General features: G+C 72.0%; 22 protein-coding genes, 1 tRNA gene and 1 other RNA gene. 16 read left to right on the top strand and 8 right to left on the bottom strand.

Annotation, left to right across the window (positions count from 1 at the left end):
• Nucleotides 1-57 precede the first annotated feature (57 nt).
• Together FB047_RS08510 and FB047_RS08505 are read right to left on the bottom strand one after the other, a co-directional pair.
• Entirely contained in the window at nt 58-1,254 is a 1,197-nt protein-coding gene (locus FB047_RS08510) for a glycosyltransferase (RefSeq protein WP_136586737.1), read from the bottom strand.
• 173 nt (nt 1,255-1,427) lie between these two features.
• Nucleotides 1,428-1,613, bottom strand: a complete 186-nt coding sequence (locus FB047_RS08505) for a hypothetical protein (RefSeq protein ID WP_136586736.1) — start codon at nt 1,611-1,613, stop codon at nt 1,428-1,430.
• 207 nt (nt 1,614-1,820) lie between these two features.
• On the opposite strand from FB047_RS08505, the gene FB047_RS08500 reads away from it, so the two are divergent.
• Entirely contained in the window at nt 1,821-2,273 is a 453-nt protein-coding gene (locus tag FB047_RS08500; RefSeq protein WP_240752683.1) for a MarR family winged helix-turn-helix transcriptional regulator, read from the top strand.
• Between the two features lie 42 nt (nt 2,274-2,315).
• On the opposite strand, the gene FB047_RS08495 is transcribed toward FB047_RS08500, so the two are convergent.
• Complete coding sequence (locus FB047_RS08495; protein ID WP_136586735.1) at nt 2,316-2,660, bottom strand: hypothetical protein; 345 nt, start codon at nt 2,658-2,660, stop codon at nt 2,316-2,318.
• Nucleotides 2,661-3,102: 442 nt separating this feature from the next.
• On the opposite strand from FB047_RS08495, the gene FB047_RS08490 reads away from it, so the two are divergent.
• Nucleotides 3,103-4,038, top strand: a complete 936-nt coding sequence (locus FB047_RS08490) for an AraC family transcriptional regulator (RefSeq protein WP_205822799.1) — start codon at nt 3,103-3,105, stop codon at nt 4,036-4,038.
• Between the two features lie 85 nt (nt 4,039-4,123).
• Here the strand turns inward: FB047_RS08490 and FB047_RS08485 are convergent, their stop codons facing one another.
• Complete coding sequence (locus tag FB047_RS08485) at nt 4,124-5,617, bottom strand: SulP family inorganic anion transporter (protein ID WP_136586734.1); 1,494 nt, start codon at nt 5,615-5,617, stop codon at nt 4,124-4,126.
• A 116-nt stretch (nt 5,618-5,733) separates the two neighbouring features.
• On the opposite strand from FB047_RS08485, the gene FB047_RS08480 reads away from it, so the two are divergent.
• Together FB047_RS08480 and FB047_RS08475 are read left to right on the top strand one after the other, a co-directional pair.
• Nucleotides 5,734-6,105 carry a MerR family transcriptional regulator gene (locus FB047_RS08480; protein ID WP_136586733.1) on the top strand — a complete coding sequence of 124 codons (372 nt, stop codon included), beginning with the start codon at nt 5,734-5,736 and terminating at the stop codon, nt 6,103-6,105.
• Nucleotides 6,102-6,671 carry a GNAT family N-acetyltransferase gene (locus tag FB047_RS08475; protein ID WP_136586732.1) on the top strand — a complete coding sequence of 190 codons (570 nt, stop codon included), beginning with the start codon at nt 6,102-6,104 and terminating at the stop codon, nt 6,669-6,671. The genes FB047_RS08480 and FB047_RS08475 overlap by 4 nt, the downstream gene beginning before the upstream one ends.
• 194 nt (nt 6,672-6,865) lie before the next feature.
• On the opposite strand, the gene FB047_RS08470 is transcribed toward FB047_RS08475, so the two are convergent.
• The gene (locus FB047_RS08470; RefSeq protein WP_136586731.1) at nt 6,866-7,606 is read right to left on the bottom strand and encodes a FadR/GntR family transcriptional regulator; all 741 of its coding nucleotides are present in this window, start codon (nt 7,604-7,606) and stop codon (nt 6,866-6,868) included.
• Nucleotides 7,607-7,684: 78 nt separating this feature from the next.
• Here FB047_RS08470 and FB047_RS08465 point away from each other — a divergent pair, with 78 nt between their 5' ends.
• From FB047_RS08465 to FB047_RS08445, 5 genes are all read left to right on the top strand, one after another.
• On the top strand, nt 7,685-8,575 hold the full coding sequence (locus tag FB047_RS08465) for a proline iminopeptidase-family hydrolase (RefSeq protein ID WP_136586730.1): 891 nt from the start codon (nt 7,685-7,687) through the stop codon (nt 8,573-8,575).
• Nucleotides 8,576-8,622: 47 nt separating this feature from the next.
• Nucleotides 8,623-10,044 carry an APC family permease gene (locus FB047_RS08460; RefSeq protein WP_136586729.1) on the top strand — a complete coding sequence of 474 codons (1,422 nt, stop codon included), beginning with the start codon at nt 8,623-8,625 and terminating at the stop codon, nt 10,042-10,044.
• On the top strand, nt 10,041-10,970 hold the full coding sequence (locus FB047_RS08455) for an acetamidase/formamidase family protein (RefSeq protein ID WP_136586728.1): 930 nt from the start codon (nt 10,041-10,043) through the stop codon (nt 10,968-10,970). The genes FB047_RS08460 and FB047_RS08455 overlap by 4 nt, the downstream gene beginning before the upstream one ends.
• Nucleotides 10,971-10,982: 12 nt before the next feature.
• Nucleotides 10,983-11,450 carry an NUDIX hydrolase gene (locus tag FB047_RS08450; RefSeq protein ID WP_136586727.1) on the top strand — a complete coding sequence of 156 codons (468 nt, stop codon included), beginning with the start codon at nt 10,983-10,985 and terminating at the stop codon, nt 11,448-11,450.
• A gap of 49 nt (nt 11,451-11,499) precedes the next feature.
• Nucleotides 11,500-11,591, top strand: a tRNA-Ser gene (locus FB047_RS08445).
• A 46-nt stretch (nt 11,592-11,637) separates the two neighbouring features.
• Here FB047_RS08445 and FB047_RS08440 read toward each other — a convergent pair.
• From FB047_RS08440 to FB047_RS08430, 3 genes are read right to left on the bottom strand one after another with little or no spacing between them, the layout of a single operon-like run.
• Nucleotides 11,638-13,947: a transglutaminase TgpA family protein gene (locus tag FB047_RS08440; protein WP_240752682.1), complete on the bottom strand. Its 2,310-nt coding sequence runs from the start codon at nt 13,945-13,947 to the stop codon at nt 11,638-11,640.
• Complete coding sequence (locus FB047_RS08435; protein ID WP_136586726.1) at nt 13,934-15,172, bottom strand: DUF58 domain-containing protein; 1,239 nt, start codon at nt 15,170-15,172, stop codon at nt 13,934-13,936. Before FB047_RS08435 ends, FB047_RS08440 begins: the two co-directional genes overlap by 14 nt.
• An 8-nt stretch (nt 15,173-15,180) precedes the next feature.
• Nucleotides 15,181-16,224: an AAA family ATPase gene (locus FB047_RS08430; RefSeq protein WP_240752681.1), complete on the bottom strand. Its 1,044-nt coding sequence runs from the start codon at nt 16,222-16,224 to the stop codon at nt 15,181-15,183.
• A gap of 166 nt (nt 16,225-16,390) precedes the next feature.
• On the opposite strand from FB047_RS08430, the gene FB047_RS08425 reads away from it, so the two are divergent.
• From FB047_RS08425 to ffs, 7 genes are all read left to right on the top strand, one after another.
• A complete protein-coding gene (locus FB047_RS08425) occupies nt 16,391-17,323 on the top strand; it encodes an ROK family protein (RefSeq protein WP_136586725.1) in 933 nt (310 codons plus the stop codon).
• Nucleotides 17,324-17,386: 63 nt separating this feature from the next.
• Nucleotides 17,387-18,583 (top strand): ROK family transcriptional regulator, encoded by a 1,197-nt coding sequence (locus tag FB047_RS08420; RefSeq protein ID WP_136586724.1) that lies wholly within the window; start codon nt 17,387-17,389, stop codon nt 18,581-18,583.
• Between the two features lie 136 nt (nt 18,584-18,719).
• Complete coding sequence (locus FB047_RS08415; protein ID WP_136586723.1) at nt 18,720-20,078, top strand: extracellular solute-binding protein; 1,359 nt, start codon at nt 18,720-18,722, stop codon at nt 20,076-20,078.
• Between the two features lie 2 nt (nt 20,079-20,080).
• The gene (locus tag FB047_RS08410; protein ID WP_136586722.1) at nt 20,081-21,013 is read left to right on the top strand and encodes a carbohydrate ABC transporter permease; all 933 of its coding nucleotides are present in this window, start codon (nt 20,081-20,083) and stop codon (nt 21,011-21,013) included.
• A complete protein-coding gene (locus FB047_RS08405; protein WP_205822797.1) occupies nt 21,010-21,924 on the top strand; it encodes a carbohydrate ABC transporter permease in 915 nt (304 codons plus the stop codon). Before FB047_RS08410 ends, FB047_RS08405 begins: the two co-directional genes overlap by 4 nt.
• A 31-nt stretch (nt 21,925-21,955) precedes the next feature.
• Nucleotides 21,956-24,982, top strand: a complete 3,027-nt coding sequence (locus FB047_RS08400; RefSeq protein WP_136586721.1) for an alpha-mannosidase — start codon at nt 21,956-21,958, stop codon at nt 24,980-24,982.
• 101 nt (nt 24,983-25,083) lie between these two features.
• An RNA gene (gene ffs, locus FB047_RS08395) (signal recognition particle sRNA small type) lies at nt 25,084-25,180 on the top strand.
• The last annotated feature ends 122 nt before the right edge of the window (nt 25,181-25,302 follow it).

Genomic DNA, 25,302 nt, shown 5'->3' with positions numbered 1-25,302 from the left:
GCGGGCCGGGCGCGGGGATGGTGCGTCGGCGGCACGGCGCCTAGGGTGATCGGCCGGTCACGCCGCGAGGGCGTCGCGCAGCAGGAGCCCCGAGATCGCGCCGCCGTACTCGGCGATCATACGACGTCGATCCAGGCGGCCGCGCGCGGCGAGAGCGGCCGCTCGCAGTGTCGGGCGCTGGGCGAGCGCCTCCTCCCACGACCGGGCGATCGCGTCGACGTCGCGCGGGGTCACGAGGCCGAAGCCGGCGACCACGCGGGCCGCGTCGCCGACGTCGGTGGTGACCGGGACGGCGCCGGAGGCCGCTCCCTCCACCAGGCAGAGGGGGGAGGCTTCGCCGAAGGCGCTCGTCAGGGCCACCACGTCGGCGATCCGGTACAGCTCGGGCATGTCTTCGCGCAGACCGAGCGCGTGCACGGCGACGTCGGCGCCGACGCCGCTCTCGGCCCGGAGCGCGCGGAAGGCGGGGTTCTCGGGCGTCATCCCCGACCCGCACAGCACGTAGTGCGCACCGGGGGCGCGTCGCGCGTGCGCGGCGACGGCGCGCAGGAAGAGGCCGGGGTCCTTCATCGCGTCGAAGCGCGCGGCCAGCAGGATCACGGCGGCGGTCTCGGGGATGCCGAGTCCCGCGCGGATGCGACGGCGCTCGGCGCGCGTCCCCGGACGGAATCGCCGCGTGTCGATGCCGTTGTCGATCACGTGTGCCTCGCTCGCGTGAACGCCGGCCCGCGCGTAGGCCTCGGCCGTGGAGGAGGCGCACGAGATGGTGGCCGTCACGGCCCCCGAGGCGGCGGCATCCGCCAGCCACGACAGGGCGGGACCGGAGTGCGTCGGGTCGGAGCGGTGCAGGCACGCGGCGAGGGGCACGTCCGGGAGCATCCCGGCCCGCTCGAGGGCGACGACGAGGCTGAGCGGCTGCTCCTTCAGCGACAGGATCACGTCGGCCTCGGCGAACAGCGTTGCGGCGTGATCGAGCTCGGCGGGGGTGAAGTCCTCCGGAGCGATGGGGCGGTCGCCGGCGACGCGATCGAATGCGTCGATCTCCACCCCGGCGGCGCGCAGGCGCCGATAGCGGGTGTCGTCGCGGGCCCACTGCAGCGACGCGTCCCGACGTGCCGACGCGGTGAGCGAGAGGACGCGGTGCTCCTGAGATCCCTCCCGGGTGAGCCCCGCGACCACGTCGGAATGCAGGATGCGGGCCCCGCCCGCGAAGAAGCCCTCGTACAGCGAGAGCACACGGATGGATCGCGTCATCGGGGTCTCATTTCGGCCGGGGAGAGGCACCGCGGGTGCGGTCGTCCCATGCTGAAGGGTCGACCCCTCGGGGTGGGTTACGCCCGAAAGACCATCGTGTGAACGCCCGGACACGAGCCGACGCGCCGGCTCCCGGGGGAAGGAACCGACGCGTCGGGTGAAGGGGCGGTGGATCAGGCGCGGGGCGCGACCACCATCGCCTCGCCGGCGCGACGTGTGCGCGACCAGGGCCAGCGCAGCGCCGTGCGCTCGCGCGGTTCGTCGGTCGAGCGCGGCACGATGCCGTTGCCCATGGCGGTCGACATGGCGATGCTCCACACCGAGCCCGCCTGCTGTCCGCTCTGCTGTCCGTAGATCATGGTTCTCTCCTCACTCCCGTCTCCCGACGGGATGCACCCCGTCTCCCGACGGGCGTCTCGATGTCCGTCCTATCTCCCGGCGACGGTGAGCGATGCCCTCTTGACAGCGGTCACATCGTGCGCATGCGGTCGGCGGCGCGGATATACCGCGACACGGGCGCCGCAAGGGACGACGGCGCAGAGGGGAGGTCGCTACGATCGTGGGTCGTGCAGCCGTCTTCCGAAGCGTCGTCGACGCCCTTCCCGGCATCCGAACTCGGGCGGGCCCTCCTCGCCTACGGTGAGGAACGGCGCATCGCCGCCGGCGAGGCCCGGCGTGAGCTCGGACTCAACGAGCTCGACGCCCGCGCCCTGCTGTTCGTCGCCGAGAACCCCGGCGCGCGGCCCTCGCACGTCCGCGACCATCTCGGCATCACCTCGGCGGGGGTGACGACCCTCATCGATCGACTCGTGCAGCGTGGTGCCGTGCGTCGCGACCTCGACGCCGAGGACCGCCGGGTCAACCACATCACGGCCATCGTCGATCTGGACACGCCGCCGTGGTGCGCGCTGCGGGCGTTCGACGCGCGCATCGAGGAGGCCGTCGCGCGGATGGATGCCGCGGAGGCGGGCCGGCTGGCGGCGCTGCTCGATCAGCTCGTGGCATCCGCCCGCGGCTGACACGGGCGGGCCCGGTCGGGCTCTGCGCTCGGACCGCCGGGATCAGTCGGCGGCGGCGAGGAACGCCTCGGATCGCGCCTGCAGGAACGAGCACAGCGCGGCGAGTGTCGCGAGTTCTCCGGCGAGTGCCATGACCCGACCCGCGGGGAGGGGTGCCGCGTCTTCTCGGGGCTCGAAGGTCACCGACCAGTCGGTCGCGCCCGGCTCGGACCCCGGCGCGACGTAGAACGTGGTCGACACGCTGCGCAGTTTCGCCGCGATGAGGCCGGCGTCCTCGCCGTTCTCGCTGTCCTGCGGGATGACGCGCAGGATGTCGGCGTCGTCGTAGCCCAGGGCGCGGAAGTCGTCGATCCAGGACTGCAGGGTCGTCACGGTACGGAACGGCATCGGGATCCCCTCGGGCGAGTGGGCACCGAACGGGTGCCTCCCTCATTATGACGGGCTCCCGACGTCTCGGCGCGGGGTCACGAGCTCCGCGCCGAGACGCCGCCGACCACCGCGCCGGGGAACGGGAGCGGTCGAGTCCGGCACCGAAGTGCCGCCTGCGAATGCTCGCCGCGGCCTCGACGCAGGTCAATCGCCGCGGCGTCATCCTGCGCTTCGCGGCTCATCCGTCGCGTGCCGAGGCCGACGGCGCCGAAATGCGCATTTCCGGCGCTGCGGGGGATACGGTGAAAACGGGTGGGGGGTCATCCACGCCGACCATCGCCGGTCGGAGGGGAACAGTGGCATCCGCCGTACGCGGTGCGTGAGAGCGTTCCCATACCGGGCGAGCGCCCTCAGGCGCAATGGTCTTGCCGCACATTCACGGACGATTTAGGAAACCTGCGTGGAGCATACGAACATCGAGACGCGCGACGCCGAGACGGTGGAGCACCTGTGGCAGACGATCGTCCCCGGAGCGCGGATCGCCCGAGCGGATGCCATCCAGCCGGCGCTGGCGTGGCACGCCGCGTCCGAGCCCGGATTCGGCTTCTGCGACTACACGATCGGCTCGACCATGCTGGTCGAATCCGACCCCCTCGACCAGGTGGTCGTGGGCCGGATCGCCGGTCCCCGAGTCGCCGGCACCTATCGTCGCGAGCGCATCGACACCTCGGTGCCGTTCATGGTGGTCGATCGTCCCCTCGAGATCGCCTTCACCGGCCGCATCGCCGGCACCGCGGTGTCGTTCTCGCGCACGGAGTTCGACGACGCCGCGCGACGGCTGTCGGGCGACGACGGATTGCGGGTGCGCGCGACCGGCTACGCACCGGTGAACGAGCAGCGCCTGCGGTACTGGTCGCGGACCTGGGAGTACACGCGCGACGTGCTGCTGCGCTCTCCCGAGCGCACCCCGCTCATCCAGCAGCAGGCGCGCACGCTCATGCTCGAGGCGTCGCTGATGACCTTCCCCACGACGTTCACCGACGCCCTCGCGGCCGGGCGCCCGTCGCGCCCGCTGCCCGCTCCGGTGCGCCGCGCGAAGGCCTACGTCGAGGCCCACGCCGCCGAGCCCGTCGTGCTCGCCGACATCGCCCAGGCGGCGCGGCTGTCGCCCCGCGGTCTGCAGTACGCCTTCCGGGCCGCGACGGGACGCACCCCGATGCAGTACCTGCGTCGCGTGCGTCTGGACGCGGCGCGCGCCGAGCTGCGCAGCGCCGATCCGTCGGTCGAGACGGTCGCCGCGATCGCCGCGCGCTGGGGCTTCTCCAATCTCGGCCGCTTCGCCGCGATGTACCGCGGGGAGTTCGGCGAGACGCCGTCGACGACGCTGCGGTCCTGACGCCGGTCAGAGCATCGATCTGCCGACGCGTTCGTGCTCGCGCAGGCGGAGTGTGCGGTCAGCCCCGTGTGACGGGGACCCGGCCTCAGTGCCCGGCGCCGAGGCCCCCGCTGAGACGGCCGTGGAAGCGGGCGGCGGCGTCGTTCATGCCCGCGAGCTCCACGGTGGTCCCGAGGTGGGCGTACTTCGTCTGCACCGCGTCGAGGGCGGCGACCGTCGAGGCGTCCCAGACGTGCGAGCGCGACAGGTCGATCACCACGCGCGCCGGATCGTCGTGGTACGCGAACTTCGTGGTGAGGTCGTTGCTCGAGGCGAAGAACAGCTCGCCCTCCACGACGTAGCGGGCGGTGTCGCCGTCGACCGTGCGGGTGACGTCCGTCAGGCTCGCGACGCGCCGGGCGAACAGCACGGCCGCCGCGATCACGCCCACCCCCACGCCGATCGCGAGGTTGTGCGTCCACACCGTGATCGCGACGGTCAGCACCATCACGATCGTCTCGCTCAGCGGCATCCGTCGCAGGGTCGAGGGCCGGATGCTGTGCCAGTCGAAGGTCGCGATCGACACGACGATCATCACCGCGACGAGCACCGCCATCGGGATGATGGCGACGACGTCGCCGAAGGCCAGGACGAGCACGAGCAGGAAGACGCCGGCGAGGAAGGTCGAGATGCGCGTGCGCGCGCCCGAGGCCTTGACGTTGATCATCGTCTGGCCGATCATCGCGCAGCCGCCCATGCCCCCGAACAGACCCGACAGCACGTTCGCGGCGCCCTGGCCGAGCGATTCGCGGGTCTTCGACGAGGGGGTGTCGGTGATGTCGTCGACGAGCGCCGCGGTCATGAGCGACTCGAGCAGCCCGACGATCGCCATCGCGAGGGCGAAGGGCAGGATGATGCCCAGCGTCTCGCCGGTCAGCGGGACGTTCGGCACGAGCAGCGCCGGCAGGCTCTCGGGCAGGGCGCCCTGGTCGCCGACGGTCGGCACCGAGATGCCGAAGACCACGGCGGCGCCGGTGAGCAGCACGATGGCGACCAGGGGAGCGGGCACGACCTTCGTCACGCGGGGGAGCAGGTACATGATGGCCAGTCCCGCCGCGGCGATCGGGTACACCGCCCACGGGACGCCGATCAGCTGCGGCACCTGCGCGATGAAGATGAGGATCGCGAGGGCGTTGACGAAGCCGACCATGACGCTGCGCGGGATGTAGCGCATGAGCTTGGCGACGCCGAGCAGACCGAGGATCACCTGCAGGATGCCGCCGAGGATCACGGTCGCGAGCAGGTAGTCGACCCCGTGCTCGCGGGCGACGGGGGCGATCACGAGCGCGATGGCCCCGGTCGCCGCCGAGATCATCGCGGGGCGCCCGCCGAGGAAGGCGATCGCGACCGCCATCACGAACGACGAGAACAGCCCGAGGCGCGGGTCGACGCCGGCGATGATCGAGAACGCGATGGCCTCGGGGATGAGCGCGATCGCGACGACGAGGCCGGCGAGCACCTCGCGGGTGAGCAGGCGCGGCGAGCGCAGGGCCTGCAGCACGGTCGGTTCGGGGCGCGGGCGCGCGAGGACGTCTGTCATGAGAGATCTCCAGGACGGGGAGGGAACCCGCGGCGACGCGGGGAAGAATAGGGGGGTCGCGATCGCGACCGCCACCAACTCTACCGTAACGTGAGGTTTGCGGGATCGGGGATGCCATGACCGACGACCGGCCGATGCAGATCGGCGAGCTCGCCGAGCGGACGGGCCTGTCCATCCGCACGCTCCGCCACTACGACGAGATCGGCCTGCTCCGCCCCTCCGCCCGCACCGACGGCGGCTTCCGCCTGTACACCGCCGACGACGAATCGCGGCTGCTGCTGATCCGTCGCATGAAGCCGCTCGGGTACTCGCTCGAGCAGATGGGCGAGCTGCTCGCGGTCGTCGACGGGCTCGAGGCGCGCCCCGACGACGCCGACCTGCGCGCGCGCTTCGCCGACATCCGCGACGAGGCGCTGCAGCGTCGCGAAGACCTGCGGCGCAAGGTCGCCGCGGCCGACGAGTTCGTGGCCCAGCTGGAGGCGCGATGACCGCGCACGACATCGTGCTCGAGGGCCACGGCATCCGTCTCGTCCCCGCCGATCCCTCCCACGCCGCGGCGGCATGGCCGCTCACCGACCCCGAGCTGTGGAGCCGCATGACCACCCCCTGGGCCGACTCGGTCGAGGCCTACGCCGCACGCGTCGAACAGCAGCGGGAGACGCCGGGACTGTACGCCTTCACGGTGCAGGATGCCGACACCGGCACCGTGCGCGGGGCGACGACCTTCTACGAGTACGTGCCCGCGCAGGGTCGGGTCGAGATCGGCACCACCTGGTACGGCCGCGCCTTCCAGGGTGGGCGCACCAACCCCGCGGCCAAGCTCCTGCTGCTCGGGCACGCGTTCGACGCGTGGGGCGTGAACCGTGTCGCGCTGCGGTGCGACGCCCGCAACGAGCGCAGCGCGCGGGCGATCGAGCGCCTCGGCGCGACGCGCGAGGGGCGCCTGCGCCGGCACCGCATCGCCCCGGACGGCTCTGTCGCCGACACCCTGTACTTCTCGATCCTCCGCGAGGAGTGGCCCGCGGTGCGGGCGGGGCTCGAGGCGCGCCTGTAACCCGCCGGGTCCGGCGCGCACGGCGCGGGCGGGGTTAGACCGCCCGGAGGCCGCGAGACTGCATGCTGCTGACAACTCGGCGGCATGCTGCAACCGAGACGTCAGCCGGATGCAGTTTCGGCGGGTGCTGCGGACGGCAGGCGCGGCGGGCGCGGCGGGCAGGAGGGGCGGCGGGCAGGCGCGGCGCGGCGGGGTCAGTCGCGCGCGGCGGCGGCGCGGCGGCGCGCGAAGGCGCGCGCCTCGGCGAACAGCTCGAGATCGATCTGCACGTGGCGGCGGGCGAGCTCGGCGGCCTCGTCGGGGGCGGCCGTGACGATCGCGTCGACGATCGCGTCGTGCTCGCGGGCGGCGCGCGACTCCATGCGGCGGTGACTCTCGCGGTCCCCCCAGGGGTGCGCGGGGGCGGAGAGCGAGAGGTGGCGCTCGTGATCGAGCAGGATGTCGCGCAGGGCGGTGTTGTGGGCCGCGTCGATGATCGACAGGTGCAGCAGGCTGTCGGCGCGCTGCTTGGGGTCTCCCGACTCCGCCGCGTGGAACGCGCCCAGGCGCTCGCGCAGGATCGCGATGTCGGCATCCGTCCGGCGCTCGGCGGCCAGGCGGGCCAGCGACGCGTGGAGCATCGAGCTCGCCGTGCACGCGTCGACGAGGTCGCTCCAGCGCTGCTCGAACCACCTGTCGACGCCGACCACGACCGAGTCGGGCCACTGCTCGGCCACGAAGGTGCCTCCACTGCGGCCGCGGCGGCGCTCGATGAGGCCCCGCGTCGAGAGGTCGTCGAGGGCGGCGCGGACGGTCGTGCGTCCCACCCCGAGGAGGGGGGAGAGGTCGCGCTCGGCGGGCAGACGCGTGCCGGGGAGGAACTCGCCCACCGCGACGGCGGTGATGAGGCGCTCGGTCACGCGCTCCACCAGGGAGGCGTCGTCGGTCTCGGCCATGGGCTCCCGTCGTTTCCTCCATGTTAAATCCGCAGAAAAGGTTTGCCAACGCACCTTTAACGGGTCCACGATGACTCCATGCAACGCGAGATCACCGTCCCGTTCCTCGACGGTTTCACCTGGGCCCGACTGACCGAACCCGCCGAGTCGACGGGCCGCGCCCCGCTGTTCGTGCTCCACGGCGGCCCGGGGATGGCCCACGACTACGTGTCGAACCTCGACGCCCTCGCCGACATCACCGGTCGCACCGTCGTGCACTACGACCAGATCGGCTGCGGTCGCAGCTCGCACCACCCCGACGCGCCCGCCGAGCGCTGGGTGCCGCAGCTCTTCGTCGACGAGTTCCACAACCTGCGCGAGACGCTCGGCTTCGACGAGTACCACGTGCTCGGCCAGTCGTGGGGAGGGATGCTCGGTGCCGAGATCGCCGTGCGCCGCCCCGCGGGGCTCGAGGGGCTGATGATCTGCAACTCCCCGGCATCCATGCAGCTCTGGCTCGACGGCGCGGCCCGGCTGCGCGCGGAACTCCCCGCCGAGAACCGCGAGGCCCTCGACCGCCACGAGGCCGACGGCACCCTCGACCACCCCGACTACGTCGAGGCCACGCGCGTGTTCTACGAGCGTCACGTCTGCCGCATCACGCCCATGCCGCAGGACTTCGTCGACAGCGAGGCCCAGATGCTCGCCGACCCGACGGTCTACCACACGATGAACGGACCGAACGAGTTCCACGTCGTCGGCACCGGGCGCGACTGGACGATCATCGACCGCCTGCCGCAGGTGGCGGTGCCCACCCTCGTCGTCGCCGGCGAGTTCGACGAGGCCACGCCTGAAACGTGGGCGCCGTTCGTCGAGAAGATCCCCGGTGCGCGCTCGCACGTCTTCGCCGGAGCGAGCCACTGCACCCACCTCGAGATGCCCGACGTCTTCCGCGGCGTGATCGCCGACTTCCTCGCCCCCCTCCCCTGACCCGTCCGCCCCGACCCCGCCACACCCCACCCGAATCAGGAGCCTCGATGTCGAAGAACGCCCCCGAAGCCCAGCAATCGCTGGAGGCCTTCGGCTACACGCAGGAGCTCAAGCGCTCCATGTCCACCCTCGACCTGGTCGTCTACGGCCTCGTCTTCATGGTGCCGATCGCCCCGTGGGCGATCTTCGGCGTCGTCTACAACGCCGCGAGCGGCATGGTCCCGCTGGTGTACATCACGGGCGTCGTGGCGATGATCTTCACCGCCCTGGCCTACGCGCAGATGTCGAAGGCGTTCCCCATCGCCGGCTCGGTCTTCTCGTACGTCGGTCGCGGCATCCACCCCACCGTGGGCTTCTTCGCCGGCTGGGCGATCCTGCTCGACTACCTGCTCGTGCCCACGCTGCTCTACGTCTTCGCCGCGTCGAGCATGGCCGGCATCTTCCCCGACGTGCCGCAGTGGATCTGGGCCGTGGCGTTCGTCATCATCAACACCGTCATCAACGTGCTCGGCATCGGCTCGATCAAGATCGCGAACCGCGTGATGCTCGGCATCCAGCTCGCCTTCGTCGTCATCTTCGTCGTCATCGCGATGGTCGCCCTCTCGAGCGGGGCGATCCCCGGCGCGGAGTTCTCGATCGCCCCGGTGTGGGATGCCGAGAAGGTCAACCCCGCACTGATCGCGACCGCCCTGTCGATCGCGGTGCTGAGCTTCCTCGGCTTCGACGGCATCTCGACGATGGCCGAGGAGTCCACCGGCGACCGCAAGTCCGGCGGACGCGCGATGATCATCGCCCTGCTCGTGGTCGCAGTGCTCTTCATCGCGCAGACGTGGTTCGCCAGCGCCCTGGCCGCCGGCACGATCGCCTTCTCGGACGACGACGTCAACAACGCGTTCTTCCTTCTCGTGGCGCAGGCCGCCGGTTCGGGGTGGGCCACGGCGTTCCTGGCGGTGAACGTGGTCGCGGTCGGTATCGCCAACGCCGTCGCCGCGCAGGCCGCCACCTCGCGCCTGCTGTACTCGATGAGCCGCGACCGGCGACTCCCCGCCTTCCTGTCTAAGGTGAACTCCCGCCAGGTGCCGCTCGCGGCGATCCTGTCGGTCAGCGCGATCTCGCTCGTGCTCGTGCTGTTCTTCGTCGGACAGATCGCGGTGATCTCGTCGCTGGTGAACTTCGGCGCGCTGCTGGGCTTCCTCCTGCTGCACGTGTCGGTCGCCGTGTACTACCTCGGCAAGAAGAAGTCGAAGAACTACCTACTGCACCTCGTCGTCCCGGTCATCGGGTTCCTCATCATCGGCTACGTGCTGCTCAACGCCGACATCACCGCCAAGATCGGCGGCATCCTGTGGCTCGTCGTCGGCGGTGTCGTCTACGCCATCTTCGCCCGCAAGAACGGCGGCGCGACCGGGCCCCTGCCCGAGCACGCGACCGCGACGGCCGGCGAGGGCGGCGGCGAGGTGGCCTCGTGACGAGCGTCACCCACGCGCTCGGCAAGGAGCTCGGTCGCCCGGGCTTCGACGCCGGGGTTGATCCGGTGCTGCGGATCCACCCCGGCACGGGGGAGACCGTCTCGTTCGAGACCGACGACGCCGTCTACGCCGAACTGCACGACCACGGCGACCTGGCGGCGCTGCGCGCGCCGATCAACCCCGTGACCGGTCCCGTCTTCGTCGAGGGCGCGATGCCCGGCGACGCGCTCGCGGTGCACGTGCACGAGATCCGGCTCGGCGCATACGGCTGGTCGCAGAGCCTCCCGGGTGCCGGGGCGCTGCAGCACCGCATGCCCGATCGCGTCGTCAGCCGCCACATCCCGATCGACGCCGAGGGCGTGCACCTCACCGATCGGCACGTGGTGCCCGCGCGCCCGATGATCGGATGCATCGGCACCGCCCCCGCCGCGGGGACCCACTCCACCGTCATGCCCACGACCGCGCTCGGCGGCAACATGGACCTCACCGACGTCGCCCCGGGCGCCACCGTGTACCTCCCGGTCGCGGTCGAGGGGGCGCTGCTGTCGATCGGCGACATCCACGCCGTGATGGCGCGCGGGGAGTCGTCGTTCGTCGCGATCGAAGCAGCCGGTGTCGCGGTGGTCTCGATCGACCTCGTGAAGGATGCCGGCCTGCGCGCGCCGCGGGTGGAGACCGCCGAGGAGTGGATCTTCGTCGGCCTCGGCGACCCGGTGCAGGAGAGCATCCGCCGCGGCTACGAGGACGTGTTCGACCACCTCGTCGACGAACGCGGGTGGGAGGCGATGGACGCGTACGCGGTGATGAGCGCGGTCGTGCACAGCGAGCTGGGAGGCCCGACGGGGTCGGAGAACCCCGACCCGCTGCATCCGTTCCGCGCGATCGGGGCGGTGACGCTGCACCGCCTGCCCAAGAGCGTGCTCTGACAGAATCCTCCCGTGACCGACGAGACGACCCCGAGAACGCGCGACACGGCTCGCGTCCTGGTGTTCGACGAGGACGGCGCCCTGCTGCTGATGAAGCAGCACTGGGGCCGGCGCGTGCGTCCCGCGCGCTGGCTCACGGTGGGCGGCGGAATCGACCCCGGTGAGGATGCCGCGACCGCGGCGATCCGCGAACTGTACGAAGAGACCGGGCTCCGCGTGGACGCCGTGGGCGAGCCGGTCGCGTTCCGCGAGATCGAGCTGCCCCCGGCCGAGGAGTACGGGCGTCGGACCGCGGTGTACTTCGTGCTGCGCACCCCTCGTTTCGAGATCGCCCGGGATGCCTGGACCGAGGGCGAACAGGACGACATCGTCGACGTGCGCTGGTTCACCCCGGCCGAGCTCGCGGCATCCGACGATGTCTTCGACCCGGAAGACGTCCGCCGAATCATCGCGGAGATCGGGAGAGCGCCGCGCGACTGACCTCGGCCCCGATTCGGTCGAGCCTGACAGCCGTGTAAGCTTTCCTGTTGGAAGTGTGTCCGAGCGGCCTAAGGAGCATGGCTGGAATCCATGTAGGCGGGGTAACTCGCCTCGCAGGTTCAAATCCTGTCACTTCCGCCACACGAAGAGCGTCACCCTCGATATCGAGGGTGACGCTCTTCGGCGTTCAGCCCACGCTCTTGCGCTCGACCTCCGCCGCGCCCGGGCGCACCACGAGCGAGCGCGGCAGCACGCGCGCGAGCACGCGGCGCACCGGGGTCGCCCGGGCGAGAAGACCCGCCCGGATGCCGTCGACCGTCGCTACCAGTGCGGGTCCGCGCGCGGCATCCGGCGCATCGCCGGCGTAGCTCACGCGCTCGAGGGCCTCGCGCAGAAGGTCGACGTCGTCCGCCTCGACGCCGTGCTCGTCGACGAGACGCGCGGCGAAGGCGCGGGGCGACTCGGCCCCGGGGGCCGGGATGCCGAGGTCGACGGCATCCTCCTGCAGGGCCGTCCACGCGGCGACGGCGTCGCCGGCGCGCGCCGCGCCGAGCCGACGACGGCGCCGGGCGGTGCGCAGCAGGGCCGGAACGACGGCCGCGGCGAGCAGGGCCAGCACGACGATGCCGACGGGCACCCACGCGGCTCCCTGACGCGCGGTCGTCGCCGCGGCGCCGGTGTCGACGGCCCCCACGTCGCCCCGATCGGCCTGCGAGGGCGCGGCCGAGGGCTGGGCGTCGGGGGCGGCGGCATCCTGTTCCGGGGTGTCCGGGGTCGTCCCGCCGTTCGAGGTCGACCCGGAGGCGAAGTTGGTGGGCACGCCCAGGCTGTTCGTCGGCTCGAAGGGGACCCAGCCGATGCCCTGGAAGTACACCTCGGGCCACGCGTGCAGCTGGCTCGACGTCACGGTGTACTCTGTTCCGCCCTGCTGGGGGATGCTCGAGGCCGTTCCCGGCAGGTAGCCGACCACGATCCGCGACGGCATGCCGAGCGAGCGGGCCATCACGGCGAAGGCCGAGGCGTAGTGCACGCAGTAGCCCGCGCGCACCTGCAGGAAGTCGGCGACGGCGTCGAGTCCCGCGCCGTCGAACCCGGAGTCGACCGGCGCATCGAGCGAGTAGCGGAAGGCGCTGCTGCGGAACCACGTCTGCAGGGCCAGCAGCGCGTCGTAGGGGGTCGCGGCCGAGGCCGTCACCTCGCGCGCGGTGTCGCCGATGATCGAGGGCACATCGGCGGGCAGGGCCGTGACGTCGGCCCCGAGGCCGGGGTCGCCCACGGCGCGGCTGCGGATCTGTTCGAGAGTGGGCCGCGGCACGCTCGCCTGCACCTCGTACTGCTGGTCGCGCGTGGAGCCGGCGCGGGTGACGACGGTGCGGTTCTGCGGCATGCCCAGCCAGTCGCCCTCGAGACCGGTGACCGTGGATGCCGGGTAGGGCACGGGGAGCCACGGACTGTCGAGCGCGTCGACGGTGACGTCGGTCGTCCAGTCGGCGCGGGCGATCTCGGCGTCGGCCTCGACCGGGCCGAACACGGGCGCGTCGCCGGAGACGGGAACGGTGTCGCCGCTGTCGGGCGACCAGACGGCGCCGTCGAAGCGCGACAGCGTGACCGCGCGCAGGTACGGCGCCGTCGGGGCCGTCGTGCGCACGGTGAGGACGTCGACCTCCCGCGGCTGACGCAGGTCGTTGCCGAGCTCGAGGTTGGGGTTGATCGTCGTGCCCGTCCCACCCGACCCGCCCGTGGCGAAGCGCAGACCGGGCTGGGGGAGCAGGGGGGTGGCGACCACCGCGACGATGACGGCGACCACGGCGACCGCGACGGCCGTCGCCGACACCCCGAGCCGCCCGGGCGATCGCCGTGCCGTGGTGCGGCGGGGGTTCTGCGCGGCGGTGCGCGCCCGCGTGTCGACGCGCAGGAGGAACAGCAGGGCGGCGGCGAGGAGGACGAAACCGGCGACGTCGACGTCGGAGGGGATCGCGATCGTCGGGATGAGCGACACCGCGACGAGACCGACCCCGGCGAGCAGCGGCATGCGCGCCGTGAGCACGACATGGTCCAGGACGAGGGCGAGAGCGCCGACCGCGGCCACCAGGAGGAAGCTCAAGCCGGCCTCGGGGGGCACGGGGGCTACGCCCAACCGGATTTCCTCCGACGCGCCGGAGAGCAGCCCCGGCACGGACGCGAAGGTCGCCGGCGTCGGGATGACGCCGAGCAGGGCGGTCGAGCGTCCGAACAGCGCCGTGAGCACCACGACCCACACGACGGCCTCGACGACGCTGGCCACCACGGCGGGAAGCTGCGCGAGGCGCACCAGCAGGCCCGCTCCGAGCACGGCGGCCGCCAGCCCGGCCGCTCCGGCCACCCAGGCACCCGGGGCGATGACCGAGAACGCGGGAAGCAGGGCGGCGACGATGGCGACGTACAGTCCGCCGGTCAGCATCGCCGCGTCTCGGCGACGCCGGGCGGTGCGCAACCGGGTGACGTCAGCGGCCGACACGGGCGTACCCCTGTTCGATCGCGTCGTCCCACGCCGCGGCGACGTCGCCGCCGGGGCGCACGTGCGCCGCGCGCCAGCCGCCCGCGCGCAGGCGGTCCAGGTCGGCGTCGTCGGAGACGACCAGCAGAACGGGCAGGGCCGAGCGCTGCGCCACGGCGCCGAGGCTCGCGCGGTCCTCGGGGTGCAGGGCACCGGTGATCACCACCACGGGGCCCGTCAGTCCCGCCGCGGCGGCGGGGACGACGCGGTGCGACGGGTCGTCGGGGCGTGCGCGCAGGCTCGCGAACGCCGCGGCGGTCGCACGCGCGTCGGCGTCGTCTCCGCCCTCGACGGGGTCGGCGAGCAGTGCTCCGTCGCTGTCGATCACGTCGACGGTGTACCCCTCGCGCACCAGCCGGGCGACGGCCGAGACGCAGGCCGACATGGCCGTCTCGAAGGCGCGGTCGCTCCCCGGTGCGTGCGCGGCGAGCGGAGACCAGCGCGACACCGCGCGATCGAGCACGACCGTGGCGGCGGGGCTGGACTCCTGCTCCTCCTGCCGCACCATGAGCGTGTCGCGGTGCGCCGTCGCGCGCCAGTGGATGCGCCGCATCGAGTCGCCGGGGGCGTAGGGGCGGGCGACGAGGTTGTCGGCGCCCTGGCCGATCTGCAGGGTGGTGGTCTGGCGGGAGCCGCCGGCCTCGCCCGCGGCGCCGGGCAGCGCCGCGAGATCGCGGATGGTCGGCGCCACCGTCACGGTCGTCGTGCGCCCGAGCGCGATGCGGCGGCGGATGAGCCCGAACGGATCGGTGGTGGTCACCTCGAACGGCCCCAGCGCGTGCACGCCGCGCGCGACCCCCTCCACGTCGTAGCGCACCTCGATCGTCGACGACGCGCCGTTCGCCACAAGGGTCGGCGACGCCCCCTCGGCCGTTCCGGTGAGGCCCGCCGGCAGGCTGTCGCGCCATCGCCCGGGGGCCGTGGGCAGGGCGCTCTGGATCCCCGCGCGCACCGAGACGGTGGCGATGCCGCCCACCTCGGGCACCTCGGGCGAGACGACACGGGTCACCGCCCCCGCCCCCCGCGTCAGCAGCAGCGACACGGTCGAGGCCGCGAGGAGCGCGACCAGCAGCGTGCCGAAGTAGAGCAGCTCGGGGATGCCGGCGCGCTGCGCGATCACGAAGGCCGCCGCCGCGAGCAGCAGTGCTCCCGTTCCGCGGAGCGTGAAGGGCCAGAAACGCCTCACCCGGGCTCTCACGGTCGGGAGGCGAGGGGCACGCGTACGCTCGCGGCGATCCGCTCGAGGGCGTCGGCGACCACCGCGGCTCCCGCTCGGCCTCCGGCGGCGGAGCGGTTGGCGATCAGACGGTGGGCGAACACCGGCGAGAGCAGGGCCGTGATGTCGTCGGGGATGACGTACGACCGGCCGTCGAGGGCCGCGCGCACCTTCGCCGCGCGCACGAGCTGCAGCGTCGCCCGGGGGCTCGCGCCCAGCCGGATGTCGGGGTGGCTGCGGGTGGCCTGCGCGAGGGCCACGACGTACTCCTCGAGCGCCGGGGCGACGTGCACCCCGCGTGCCCACGCGACCATCGCGGTCACCTGGCGCGCCGAGACGACGGGGGTGAGTCCGTCGAGCGGGTTGACCGCGTCGCGCTGACGGAGCATGAGCGCCTCGGCCGCGGCATCCGGGTATCCCATCGAGATGCGCAGCAGGAAGCGGTCGCGCTGCGCCTCGGGCAGGGCGTAGGTGCCCTCCATCTCGAGGGGGTTCTGCGTCGCCACGACCAGGAACGGCGAGGGCAGCACGTGCGTGCGGCCGTCGACGGTGACCTGACGCTCCTCCATCGCCTCGAGCAGCGAGGACTGGGTCTTGGGGGAGGAGCGGTTGATCTCGTCGGCGATGACGATGTGCGCGAACACCGCTCCGGGCGTGAATTCGAACTGCCGCTGCACGGGATTGAACACCGACACGCCGGTGATGTCGCCCGGCAGCAGATCGGGGGTGAACTGGATGCGGCGCACGTCGGCGTCGATCGTGGCCGCCAGGGCTCGCGCGAGCATCGTCTTGCCGACGCCCGGGACGTCTTCGATGAGCAGGTGCCCCTCCGCCAGCAGGGCGATGAGGGCGCTCTGCACGGCGTCGGGCTTGCCGTCGATCACCCGCGAGACGGAGGCCAGGATCTGCCCGGTCAGCCGGGCGAAAGAATCCGCATCCAGCGGAGCGTCGGCGCCGGGTCGGCTGGGGGTGTCGGCGCGGCGGAGTCGTGATGCCGCCTCGGGCGTGACCGTCTCGTCCATGGCATCCCTTGGGTCGCGGGGTGGAGGCGCGTCGTCGCCGCCGTGACCTGATCGTAACCCGCACGGCGGGGGCGGGGGCCCGAAACGGCGCCGCGCACAGGCGTCACACGGCGGATGCTCGGGCCCCTAGGATCGGGGAGCGTTGGTCCAGCCGAGGAGCCCGCGCATGTCGCACCCCACCCCGTCCCCGTCCGTCTCCACGCACGTTCTCGCCGTCGACATCGGGGGGACGAAGGTGGATGCCGCCCTCGTCTCCGTCGCGGGAGAGGTCGAGCGTCGGAGCGTGACCCGCCGCACCACCGGACGCTCCGCCGACCGCGACGAGATCGCGCGCCACATCCGCGAGGCCGCCGCCGGAGCGCTCGCCGCGGTGCCCGAGGCGCGGGTCGGGGCCGTCGGGGTGGGCAGCGCCGGTCCGGTCGATCTGCCCTCGCGCTCCGTCTCGCCGCTGAACCTGCCGCTCGCCGCGGGGCTGTCGATCGACGAGGTGCTCGCCGGACTCGTCGACGGTCCGATCCGGCTCGCTCTCGACGGCACCTGCATCGCGCTCGCCGAGCACTGGCGCGGCGCGCTCGTCGGGTGCGACGACGCGATGGCGATCGTGGTGTCCACCGGAGTGGGCGGCGGACTGATCCAGGGCGGTCGGCCCGTCGCGGGGGCGAGCGGCAACGCGGGCCACCTCGGGCAGACCTTCGTGCGCACCGTCGAGGGCGACGAGGTCGTGGCATCCACCCTCGAGGCCGTCGCGGCGGGGCCCGGGACGGTCGCGTGGGCCCAGCGGCAGGGATGGCACGGCGAGACCGGTCTCGACCTCGCGGCCGCCCACGCGGCGGGCGACCCGGTCGCGATCGCGGCCGTGACCCGCTCGGCCACGGCCGTGGGTCAGGCGATCGCGGCGGCGGCGACGCTCTGCGACCTCGAGGCCGTCGCGATCGCGGGAGGCTTCTCGCAGGTCGCGCCCGACTACATCGACCAGGTGCGCGCGGCCGCGCAGGCCGCGTCGCTGCACGCCTACGCGCGGCGCTGCCGCATCGTGGGCTCGGGCCTCGACGGCGACGGCCCGCTCCTGGGGGCGGCGGCCCTCGCGCTGCAGTCCTGACGCCGGGTCTACCCTGAGAGACCGAGGGACCGCGCCGCGGGCCGGCGAGTGAGGGCGGGGAGCATGCGTACGGGTTCCAACCTGCCCGCCGTCGGCGAGTACAACCAGACGCTGGTGCTCGACCTCATCCGGCGCTCGCCCGAGGGGCTGAGCCGCGTGGAGCTGTCGGCGCGCACCGGTCTGAGCGCGCAGACGCTGAGCAACGTCACCCGCCGCCTGGCCGACGACGGCCTCATCATCGAGGCGGGGAAGGTGATCTCGGGTCCGGGCAAGCCCCGCACGCTGCTGAAGCTCGAACCGCGCTCGCGTTTCGCCGTCGGGGTGCACCTCGACCCCGTCGTCGACACGATCGTGCTCGTCGACATGGCGGGTGAGGTCATCGCGCACGACGAGATCCCCGCCCTGCGCGACGCCGCACCGGGTGATCTGGTCGCCGCCGTCGCGACGGCGGTGGACGCCATCGTCGCGCGCGCCGAGGTGACGCGCGATCTCGTGCTGGGCGTGGGGGTCGCCGCCCCCGGGCCGTTCGACGCCCGCGGCGGTCGGCTGCTCGATCCTCCGCTGCTGCCGCAGTGGCACAACGTCAACGTCCGAGAGGACCTGGGGGCGGCCACGGGGCTGCCGGTCATCGTCGAGAAGGACGTCACCGCGGCGATGGTGGGCGAGATGTGGTTCGACCGCTCCGACGCCCTGAGCGACGCGATGTTCCTGTACTACGGCGCCGGCGTCGGCATGGGGCTCGCGGTGGCGGGGGCGCCCGTGCGCGGTCGCACCGGCAACGCCGGGGGTATCGCGCACGTGGTCGTGGATGCCGAGGGCCCCCTGTGCGCGTGCGGATCGCGCGGGTGCCTGGGGGTGTCGATCGAGCCGCGCGTGCTCATCGCCGAGGCCGGGTACGACGACGTCGATCCGCGCGCGGGCCTGGACCGTCTCGTGCGCGACGCGGCGGATCCCCGGCACGCGGCCGCGGGGGTGCTGCGCCGGGCGGGGGAGCGGATCGCCCGGGCCCTGGTGGTGACCAACAACCTGCTCGACGTCGACGAGGTCGTGCTCGGGGGCCCCGCCTGGGAGCGCCTGGCCGGGGTGCTCGCCGATGTCGTGGCGGAGCACGTGGCGGCGGATGCCGCGTCGACGGCGACGCTGCCGATCATCGTGCGCCGCTCCGTGGTCGGTCTCGACGTGGCGGCCGTGGGGGCCGCGTGCCTCATGCTGGACGGCGCTTTCGCGGCTCGACCGGCGCGGATGATGATCGCCCTCTGACACGGCCGTGCGCGTCCATAGCCGGGCGTGTCGTGATCGTTATCTTGCGTCGCGCGTCGCGACTTGCCGAGTTAGTCCATTTGATTTATAAAAGGTTCTGGCGACGCGGTGTCTCCACCCGAGCAAGGGAGCTTCCATGAAGAAACTGACGATGGCGACCGGTCTTCTGACCGCCACCGCCCTGACCGTGGCTCTGGCCGGCTGCTCCGGTGGCAGCGGCGACGCGGCGGACTCGAAGACGATCCGTGTGGCGTACCAGACCACGGCGACCTTCAACCAGATGCAGACGCTGATGGAGAACGCCAAGAAGCAGTACGAGGCCGCCCACGAGGGCATGACGGTCGAGCTCGTCCCGATCCAGGCCGAGGGCGCCGATTACTACACGAAGCTCGCGCTGATGAACAAGTCGGCCAGCACCGCCCCCGACGTGCAGTACGAAGACACGTTCAAGATCCAGTCCGACGCGGCCGCCGGCTACCTGCTGCCCCTCGACGACTACCTCGCGAAGTGGGACGACTGGTCGCAGTTCGCCGAGGGCGCCAAGCAGGCCGGTCTCGGCCCCGACGGCAAGACCTACGGCGTCTCGCTCGGAACCGACACCCGCGGCCTCTGGTACAACAAGGCCCTGTTCCAGGCCGCCGGCATCTCCGTGCCGTGGCAGCCCAAGACCTGGGCCGACATCCTCTCGGCCGCCGAGAAGGTCAAGGCATCCAACCCCGACGTCATCCCGATCAACGTCTACTCGGGCAAGACGGCGGGTGAAGCGGCATCCATGCAGGGTCTCGAGATGCTGATGTACGGCACCGAGGACACCCTCTACGACACCGACAGCAAGAAGTGGGTCGTCGGCAGCCAGGGCTTCAAGGACTCGCTGCAGTTCGTCAGCGACGTCTACCAGGGCGGTCTCGGACCGTCGCTGCAGCAGGCGCTCGACCCCAACATCTTCACCAGCGTGACCGCCGACTGGCTGCCCTCGTCGAAGCTCGCCATCGCGCTCGACGGCTCGTGGCAGTCCGCCGCGTGGGTCGACGGCGGCACCGCCGCGTGGCCCGAGTGGAGTGACGCCCTCGGCATCGCCGCCATGCCCACGCAGGACGGCCAGGCGCCCGGCACGACGAGCATGTCGGGTGGGTGGACCCTCGCCATCGGCAAGAACACCAAGAACGCCGACGCCGCGTGGGACTTCCTCTCCACCGCCGTCAACAAGGACAACGCCACCGCCTACGGCATCGACAACAGCCAGATCGCCGTGCGCGCCGACGTGGCCCAGTCCAGCGAGTACCTCGACGCCAACCCGAGCTTCAAGACCTTCTCGAGCTTCGTCGACACCACGCACTTCCGCCCGGCCACCGAGGACTACGACAAGATCTCGAACCAGATCCAGGTCGCCATGGAAGCCGTCATGACCGGCCAGTCCAGCGTCGACGACGCGGCCGCCGCCTACGACCAGGCCGTCATCGGCATCGTGGGCGAAGACAACACCCAGCAGGGCTGATCGTGACCGCCCTGGCTACCCCCGGGGCGACCGGAACCGACCGGGGGTCGCGCGTGAAGACGCGCGGCCTCCGGTCGTCGGCCCGGGCGCTCCCGCTCCTGCCGGCAGCCCTGCTGCTGGCGGTGTTCCTGCTCGGCCCCATCCTGGTGTCGCTGTGGGGCTCGCTCACCAACGCGACGCTGTCGGGATCGACGGCCGTCGCGAGCGACTTCGTCGGCTTCGACAACTACGTGCAGCTCTTCAAGGCCCCCGACTTCCCCGTCGCGGTGGTCAACACGATCGTCTTCGTGTTCTTCTCGGCCGTGATCGGACAGAACGTCCTCGGCCTGGCCCTCGCGCTCATGATGCGCTCGGGCAATCGCATCGTCACGGCCGTGGTCGGCACGATCGTCGTGACCGCGTGGGTGCTGCCCGAGATCGTCGCGGCGTTCGCGGCGTACGCGTTCTTCCGCGACAACGGCACGCTCAACGCCGTCCTCGCCGTCTTCGGCGTCGCGCCCGTGAGCTGGTTGTTCACGCTGCCCGTGCTCATGGTGATCTTCGCCAACATCTGGCGCGGCACGGCGTTCTCGATGATGGTCTATTCCGCGGCCCTGGCCGATGTGCCGCCCGAGATCACCGAAGCCGCCGAGATGGACGGCGCCAGCGGCGTCAAGCGCCTGCTGCACGTCACCATCCCGATGATCCGCTCGACCATCGGCACGAACTCGATGATCGTGACGCTGCAGACGCTGTCGGTGTTCACGCTCATCTTCGTGATGACCGGCGGCGGCCCCGGCAACAAGAGCACGACGCTGCCGATCCTCGCGTACCAGCAGGGGCTGAAGTTCGGCGAGCTCGGCTACGGCACCGCGATCGCGACGATCATGCTCCTCATCGGCGCCGTGTTCTCCTTCTTCTACGTCCGCGCGCTGCGCGAGGAGGTCTCGTCATGAGCGCCACCACCACTCTCCCCGAGGTCACGGGCCGCCGCGCCCGGTCGGTCACGCCCGCCCGGAACCGGAAGAAGGCCTCGCTGTCGTCGCCGCGCACCCGCGCGCTGAGCGTGCTGTCGAACACGCTCATGATCGTGATCGGCTTCCTCTTCGTCGTCCCGCTCGTGTGGCTGGTGACGGCGTCGCTCGACGCCCAGCCGACGCTCGCGATCAAGATGCCCGAGGTCATCACCCTCGACAACTTCGCCGCGGTCATGAAGCCCGACCTGCTGTTCCTGCCGCTGTGGAACAGCGTGCTGCTCGCGGGCGGCACCGCCGTCGCCACGGTCGTGCTCGCCTCGCTCGCGGCCTACCCGCTGTCGCGCTACAAGATGCGCGTCGGAAAGCCGTTCCTGTACGCGGTGCTCTTCGGCACGTGCCTGCCGATCACGGCGATCATGGTGCCCGTCTACAGCCTGTTCGTGCAGTTGAACCTCATCGACTCCGTCGGCGGCACGATTCTCTTCCTCACCGCGAGCGCCTTGCCGATCGCGATCTGGATGATGAAGAACTTCATGGACGGCGTCCCCGTCGAGCTCGAGCACGCCGCCTGGATGGACGGCGCAGGATCCATGCGCACGCTCGTGCAGATCGTGCTCCCGCTCATGCGTCCGGGGATCGCGGTGGTGTTCATCTTCACCTTCATCCAGGCGTGGGGGAACTTCTTCGTGCCCTTCGTGCTGCTGCTCAGCCCGGATTACCAGCCGGCCGCGGTCAGCATCTTCAACTTCTTCGGGTCGTTCGGAGCCGTGGCCTACGGCCAGCTCGCGGCCTACTCGATCGTCTACTCCCTCCCGGTCCTCGGTCTGTACGTGCTCGTACAGCGCGGACTCGGCGGCCCGTCGGCCCTCGCCGGCGCGGTCAAGGGCTGACCCGTCCCCCCAGACAAGGAACCTCTTCGCCATGCACGACCGCACCGCGCTCATCGAGATGCGCATCGAACGCTTCGTCCGCGAGCGTCTCGCCCCCGCCGTCTACCGCGCCCGTCAGCCCCTCGACATCCGGGCGTGGGAGGCCCCGGGCGAGCCCGTGACCTTCGCCGAGGCACAGGATGCCGCCTACCGCCCGTTCGCGATCGGAACGCCGTGGGGCCGGGCGTGGGGGACCACCTGGTTCGCCGTGTCGGGGGAGATCCCCGCCGCGTGGCGCGACGACGCGGGCGCCCTTCCCGCGGGCACCGTCGCCGAGCTCGTGATCGACCTCGGCTTCACCGCCGGCCAGAGCGGCTTCCAGTGCGAGGCCCTCGTGTGGAACCGCCAGGGCGCGCCCATCAAGGGCGTCTCGCCGTTCAACAACGCCAGCCCCGCCGCGGTCGACGCCGACGGCCGGGTCGACGTGCTGGTCGAGGCGGCCTCCAATCCCGACGTGGGCAGCCTCTTCACGTTCGAGCCCACGCCGGTCGGCGACCCCGCGACCGCGGGCGATGCACCTCTCTATACGTTGCGTGAGATGTCGATCGGCCTTCGCGACCTCGCGGTGTGGGACCTGCTGCAGGACTTCCGCCTGCTCCACGGCCTGATCGCCGAGCTCGACGCGACCTCCGCGCGCCGCGCCACCCTGCTGGAGGGGATGGATGCCGCGATCGACGCCGTCGATCCGCACGACGTGGCCGGCACCGCCCAGGCCGGCCGCGACGTCCTCGCTCCGCTGCTGGCCGCGCCCGCGGCATCCAGTGCCCACGTGCTGCACGCCGTGGGCCACGCGCACATCGACTCCGCGTGGCTGTGGCCGGTGCGCGAGACGGCGCGCAAGGTCTCGCGCACCTTCAGCAACGTGCTGTCGCTCATGGACGAGGACCCCGAGTTCGTCTTCGCGTCGTCGTCGGCGCAGCAGTTCGCGTGGATGAAGGAGCACTACCCGGCGCTGTGGGAGCGGCTCAAGGAGCGGGTCGCCGAGGGGCGCTTCGTGCCCGTGGGCGGCATGTGGGTCGAATCCGACACCAACATGGTCGGCGGCGAGGCGATGGCCCGCCAGTTCGTGGAGGGCAAGAGCTTCTTCCTCGAGGAGTTCGGCATCGACACCGAAGAGGTCTGGCTGCCCGACTCGTTCGGCTACAGCGGAGCCCTGCCGCAGATCATGAAAGCCGCCGGTGCGCGCTGGTTCCTCACGCAGAAGATCTCGTGGAACGAGACCAACCGGATCCCGCACCACACCTTCCGGTGGGAGGGCATCGACGGCTCGCGCATCTTCACGCACTTCCCGCCGGTCGACAAGTACAACTCCGAGGTGACCGCGGCCGACCTCGCGCACGCCGAGCGCAACTTCGCCGACAAGGGCCGCGCGCGCACCTCGCTGCTGCCGTACGGCTTCGGCGACGGCGGCGGCGGACCCACGCGCGAGATGACCGCGACCATCGCGCGCGCCCACTCGCTCGAGGGCGCGCCGATCGTGAAGCACTCGACCCCGCGGGAGTTCTTCGAGACCGCCGAGGCCGAATACGCCGACCCGGCCGTGTGGGCGGGGGAGCTGTACCTCGAGTTCCACCGCGGCACCTACACCAGCCAGCTGCGCACCAAGCAGGGCAACCGTCGCAGCGAGCACCTGCTGCGCGAGGCCGAGCTGTGGGCGGCGACCGCGACCGTACGCACGGGGGCGGAGTACCCGGCCGAGGCCTTCCGCCGCCTGTGGCGCCTGGTGCTGCTGCAGCAGTTCCACGACATCCTCCCCGGCACCTCGATCGCGTGGGTGCACCGGGATGCCGAGCGCAACTACGCAGCCATCGCGGCCGAGCTCGAGCAGATCATCGCCGACAGCCTCCGCGCGCTCGCCGGCGAGGGCGACCGGACGCTGCTCGCCAACGCCGCGCCCCACGCCCGCGCCGGGGCGCCCGCCCTGGGCATCGCGCCGGCGCCGGGGGCGCGCGACGTCGCCCCGCGCGCCGAGGGCGAGGGGTTCGTCCTCGACAACGGCATCGTGCACGCAGTGATCGACGGCCGGGGTCTTCTCATCTCGCTCGTCGACGTGGTGTCGGGCCGCGAGGTCGTGCCCGCGGGGCAGGTGGCGGGACTGTTCGAGGTGTTCCGCGACACCCCGACGCAGTGGGACGCGTGGGACATCGACGAGACCTACCGCCGTCACGCCACACCCCTCGACAGCGCCGACGCCGTGCGCGTCGACGGCCATGCGGTCGTGGTGGAACGCTCGTTCGGCGACTCCACGATCGTCACGCGCTTCGCGCTCGCCGCGGGGTCGCGCACGGTGCGCCTGTCGCTCGACGTCGACTGGCACGAGCAGCAGAAGCTGCTCAAGCTCGGCGTCCCCGTCGACGTGCACACCGACCGTGCGGCATCCGAGATCCAGTTCGGTCACATCGTGCGCCCCACCCACACGAACACCTCGTGGGACGCGGCGCGCTTCGAGACCGCCGCGCACCGGTGGGTGCGGGTCGCGGAGCCCGACTTCGGCATCGCCGTGACCAACGACTCGACCTACGGACACGACATCACGCGCCACGAGCGCGAGGGTGGGGGCACGTTCTCGCTCGTGCGCTTGTCGATCATCCGCTCGGCGATGTTCCCCGACCCCGGTCAGGACCAGGGCGCGCACCACCTCGAGGTGGGCATCGTCGTGGGCGCCGACGTGCTCGACGCCGTGGCCGAGGGCTACCGCACGAACCTCCCCGCGCGCGTGGTGACGGATGCCGCGCACGAGAGCGTCGCCCCGCTGGTGGCGATCGACGCCCCCGGCGTCGTCGTCGAGGCCGTCAAGCTCGCGCAGGACGGGTCGGGCGACGTGGTCGTGCGCCTTTACGAGGCGCTGGGGGAGCGCACGCAGGCGCGGCTCGAGGCCGGCTTCGACGTCGCCCGCGTGAGCGAGACCGACCTGCTGGAGCGCGACGTGGATGCCGCGGCGGTGACCGCCGTGCAGGGTGGCGTCGTGGATCTCGAGCTGCGTCCGTTCCAGCTCGTGACGCTGCGTCTGTCGCGCTGACGTCCGATCGACGAGCGGCCGGGGTGCATCGCACCCCGGCCGCTTCGTCGTGCGGGGGAGGAGCGCGGGTGGGAGGCGCTCCGCGGGTCGGGTAGGCTGTACTCGGCTCTCCGCGTGGCGGTACCCAGGCCAACTCCCCCAGGACGGAAACGTAGCAAGGGTAACCAGGCTCTACCGGGTGCGCGGAGGGTCTTTTCTTTGCCCGGAAACGGGCCGCGCCCCGGTGGCGTACCGTCCGGCGGCCGGATCTGCGGCGGTCGAGCCCTCGGCGGGCCGACCTGCGGCTGCGGCGACCGTGGCAGACGGATGCGCCGCACGAG

This window comes from Microbacterium hydrothermale, assembly GCF_004854025.1.
Classification (GTDB): domain Bacteria; phylum Actinomycetota; class Actinomycetes; order Actinomycetales; family Microbacteriaceae; genus Microbacterium; species Microbacterium hydrothermale.
Note: the sequence above shows the minus strand (reverse complement) of the source record. Positions and strands in the feature narration are given on the sequence as shown.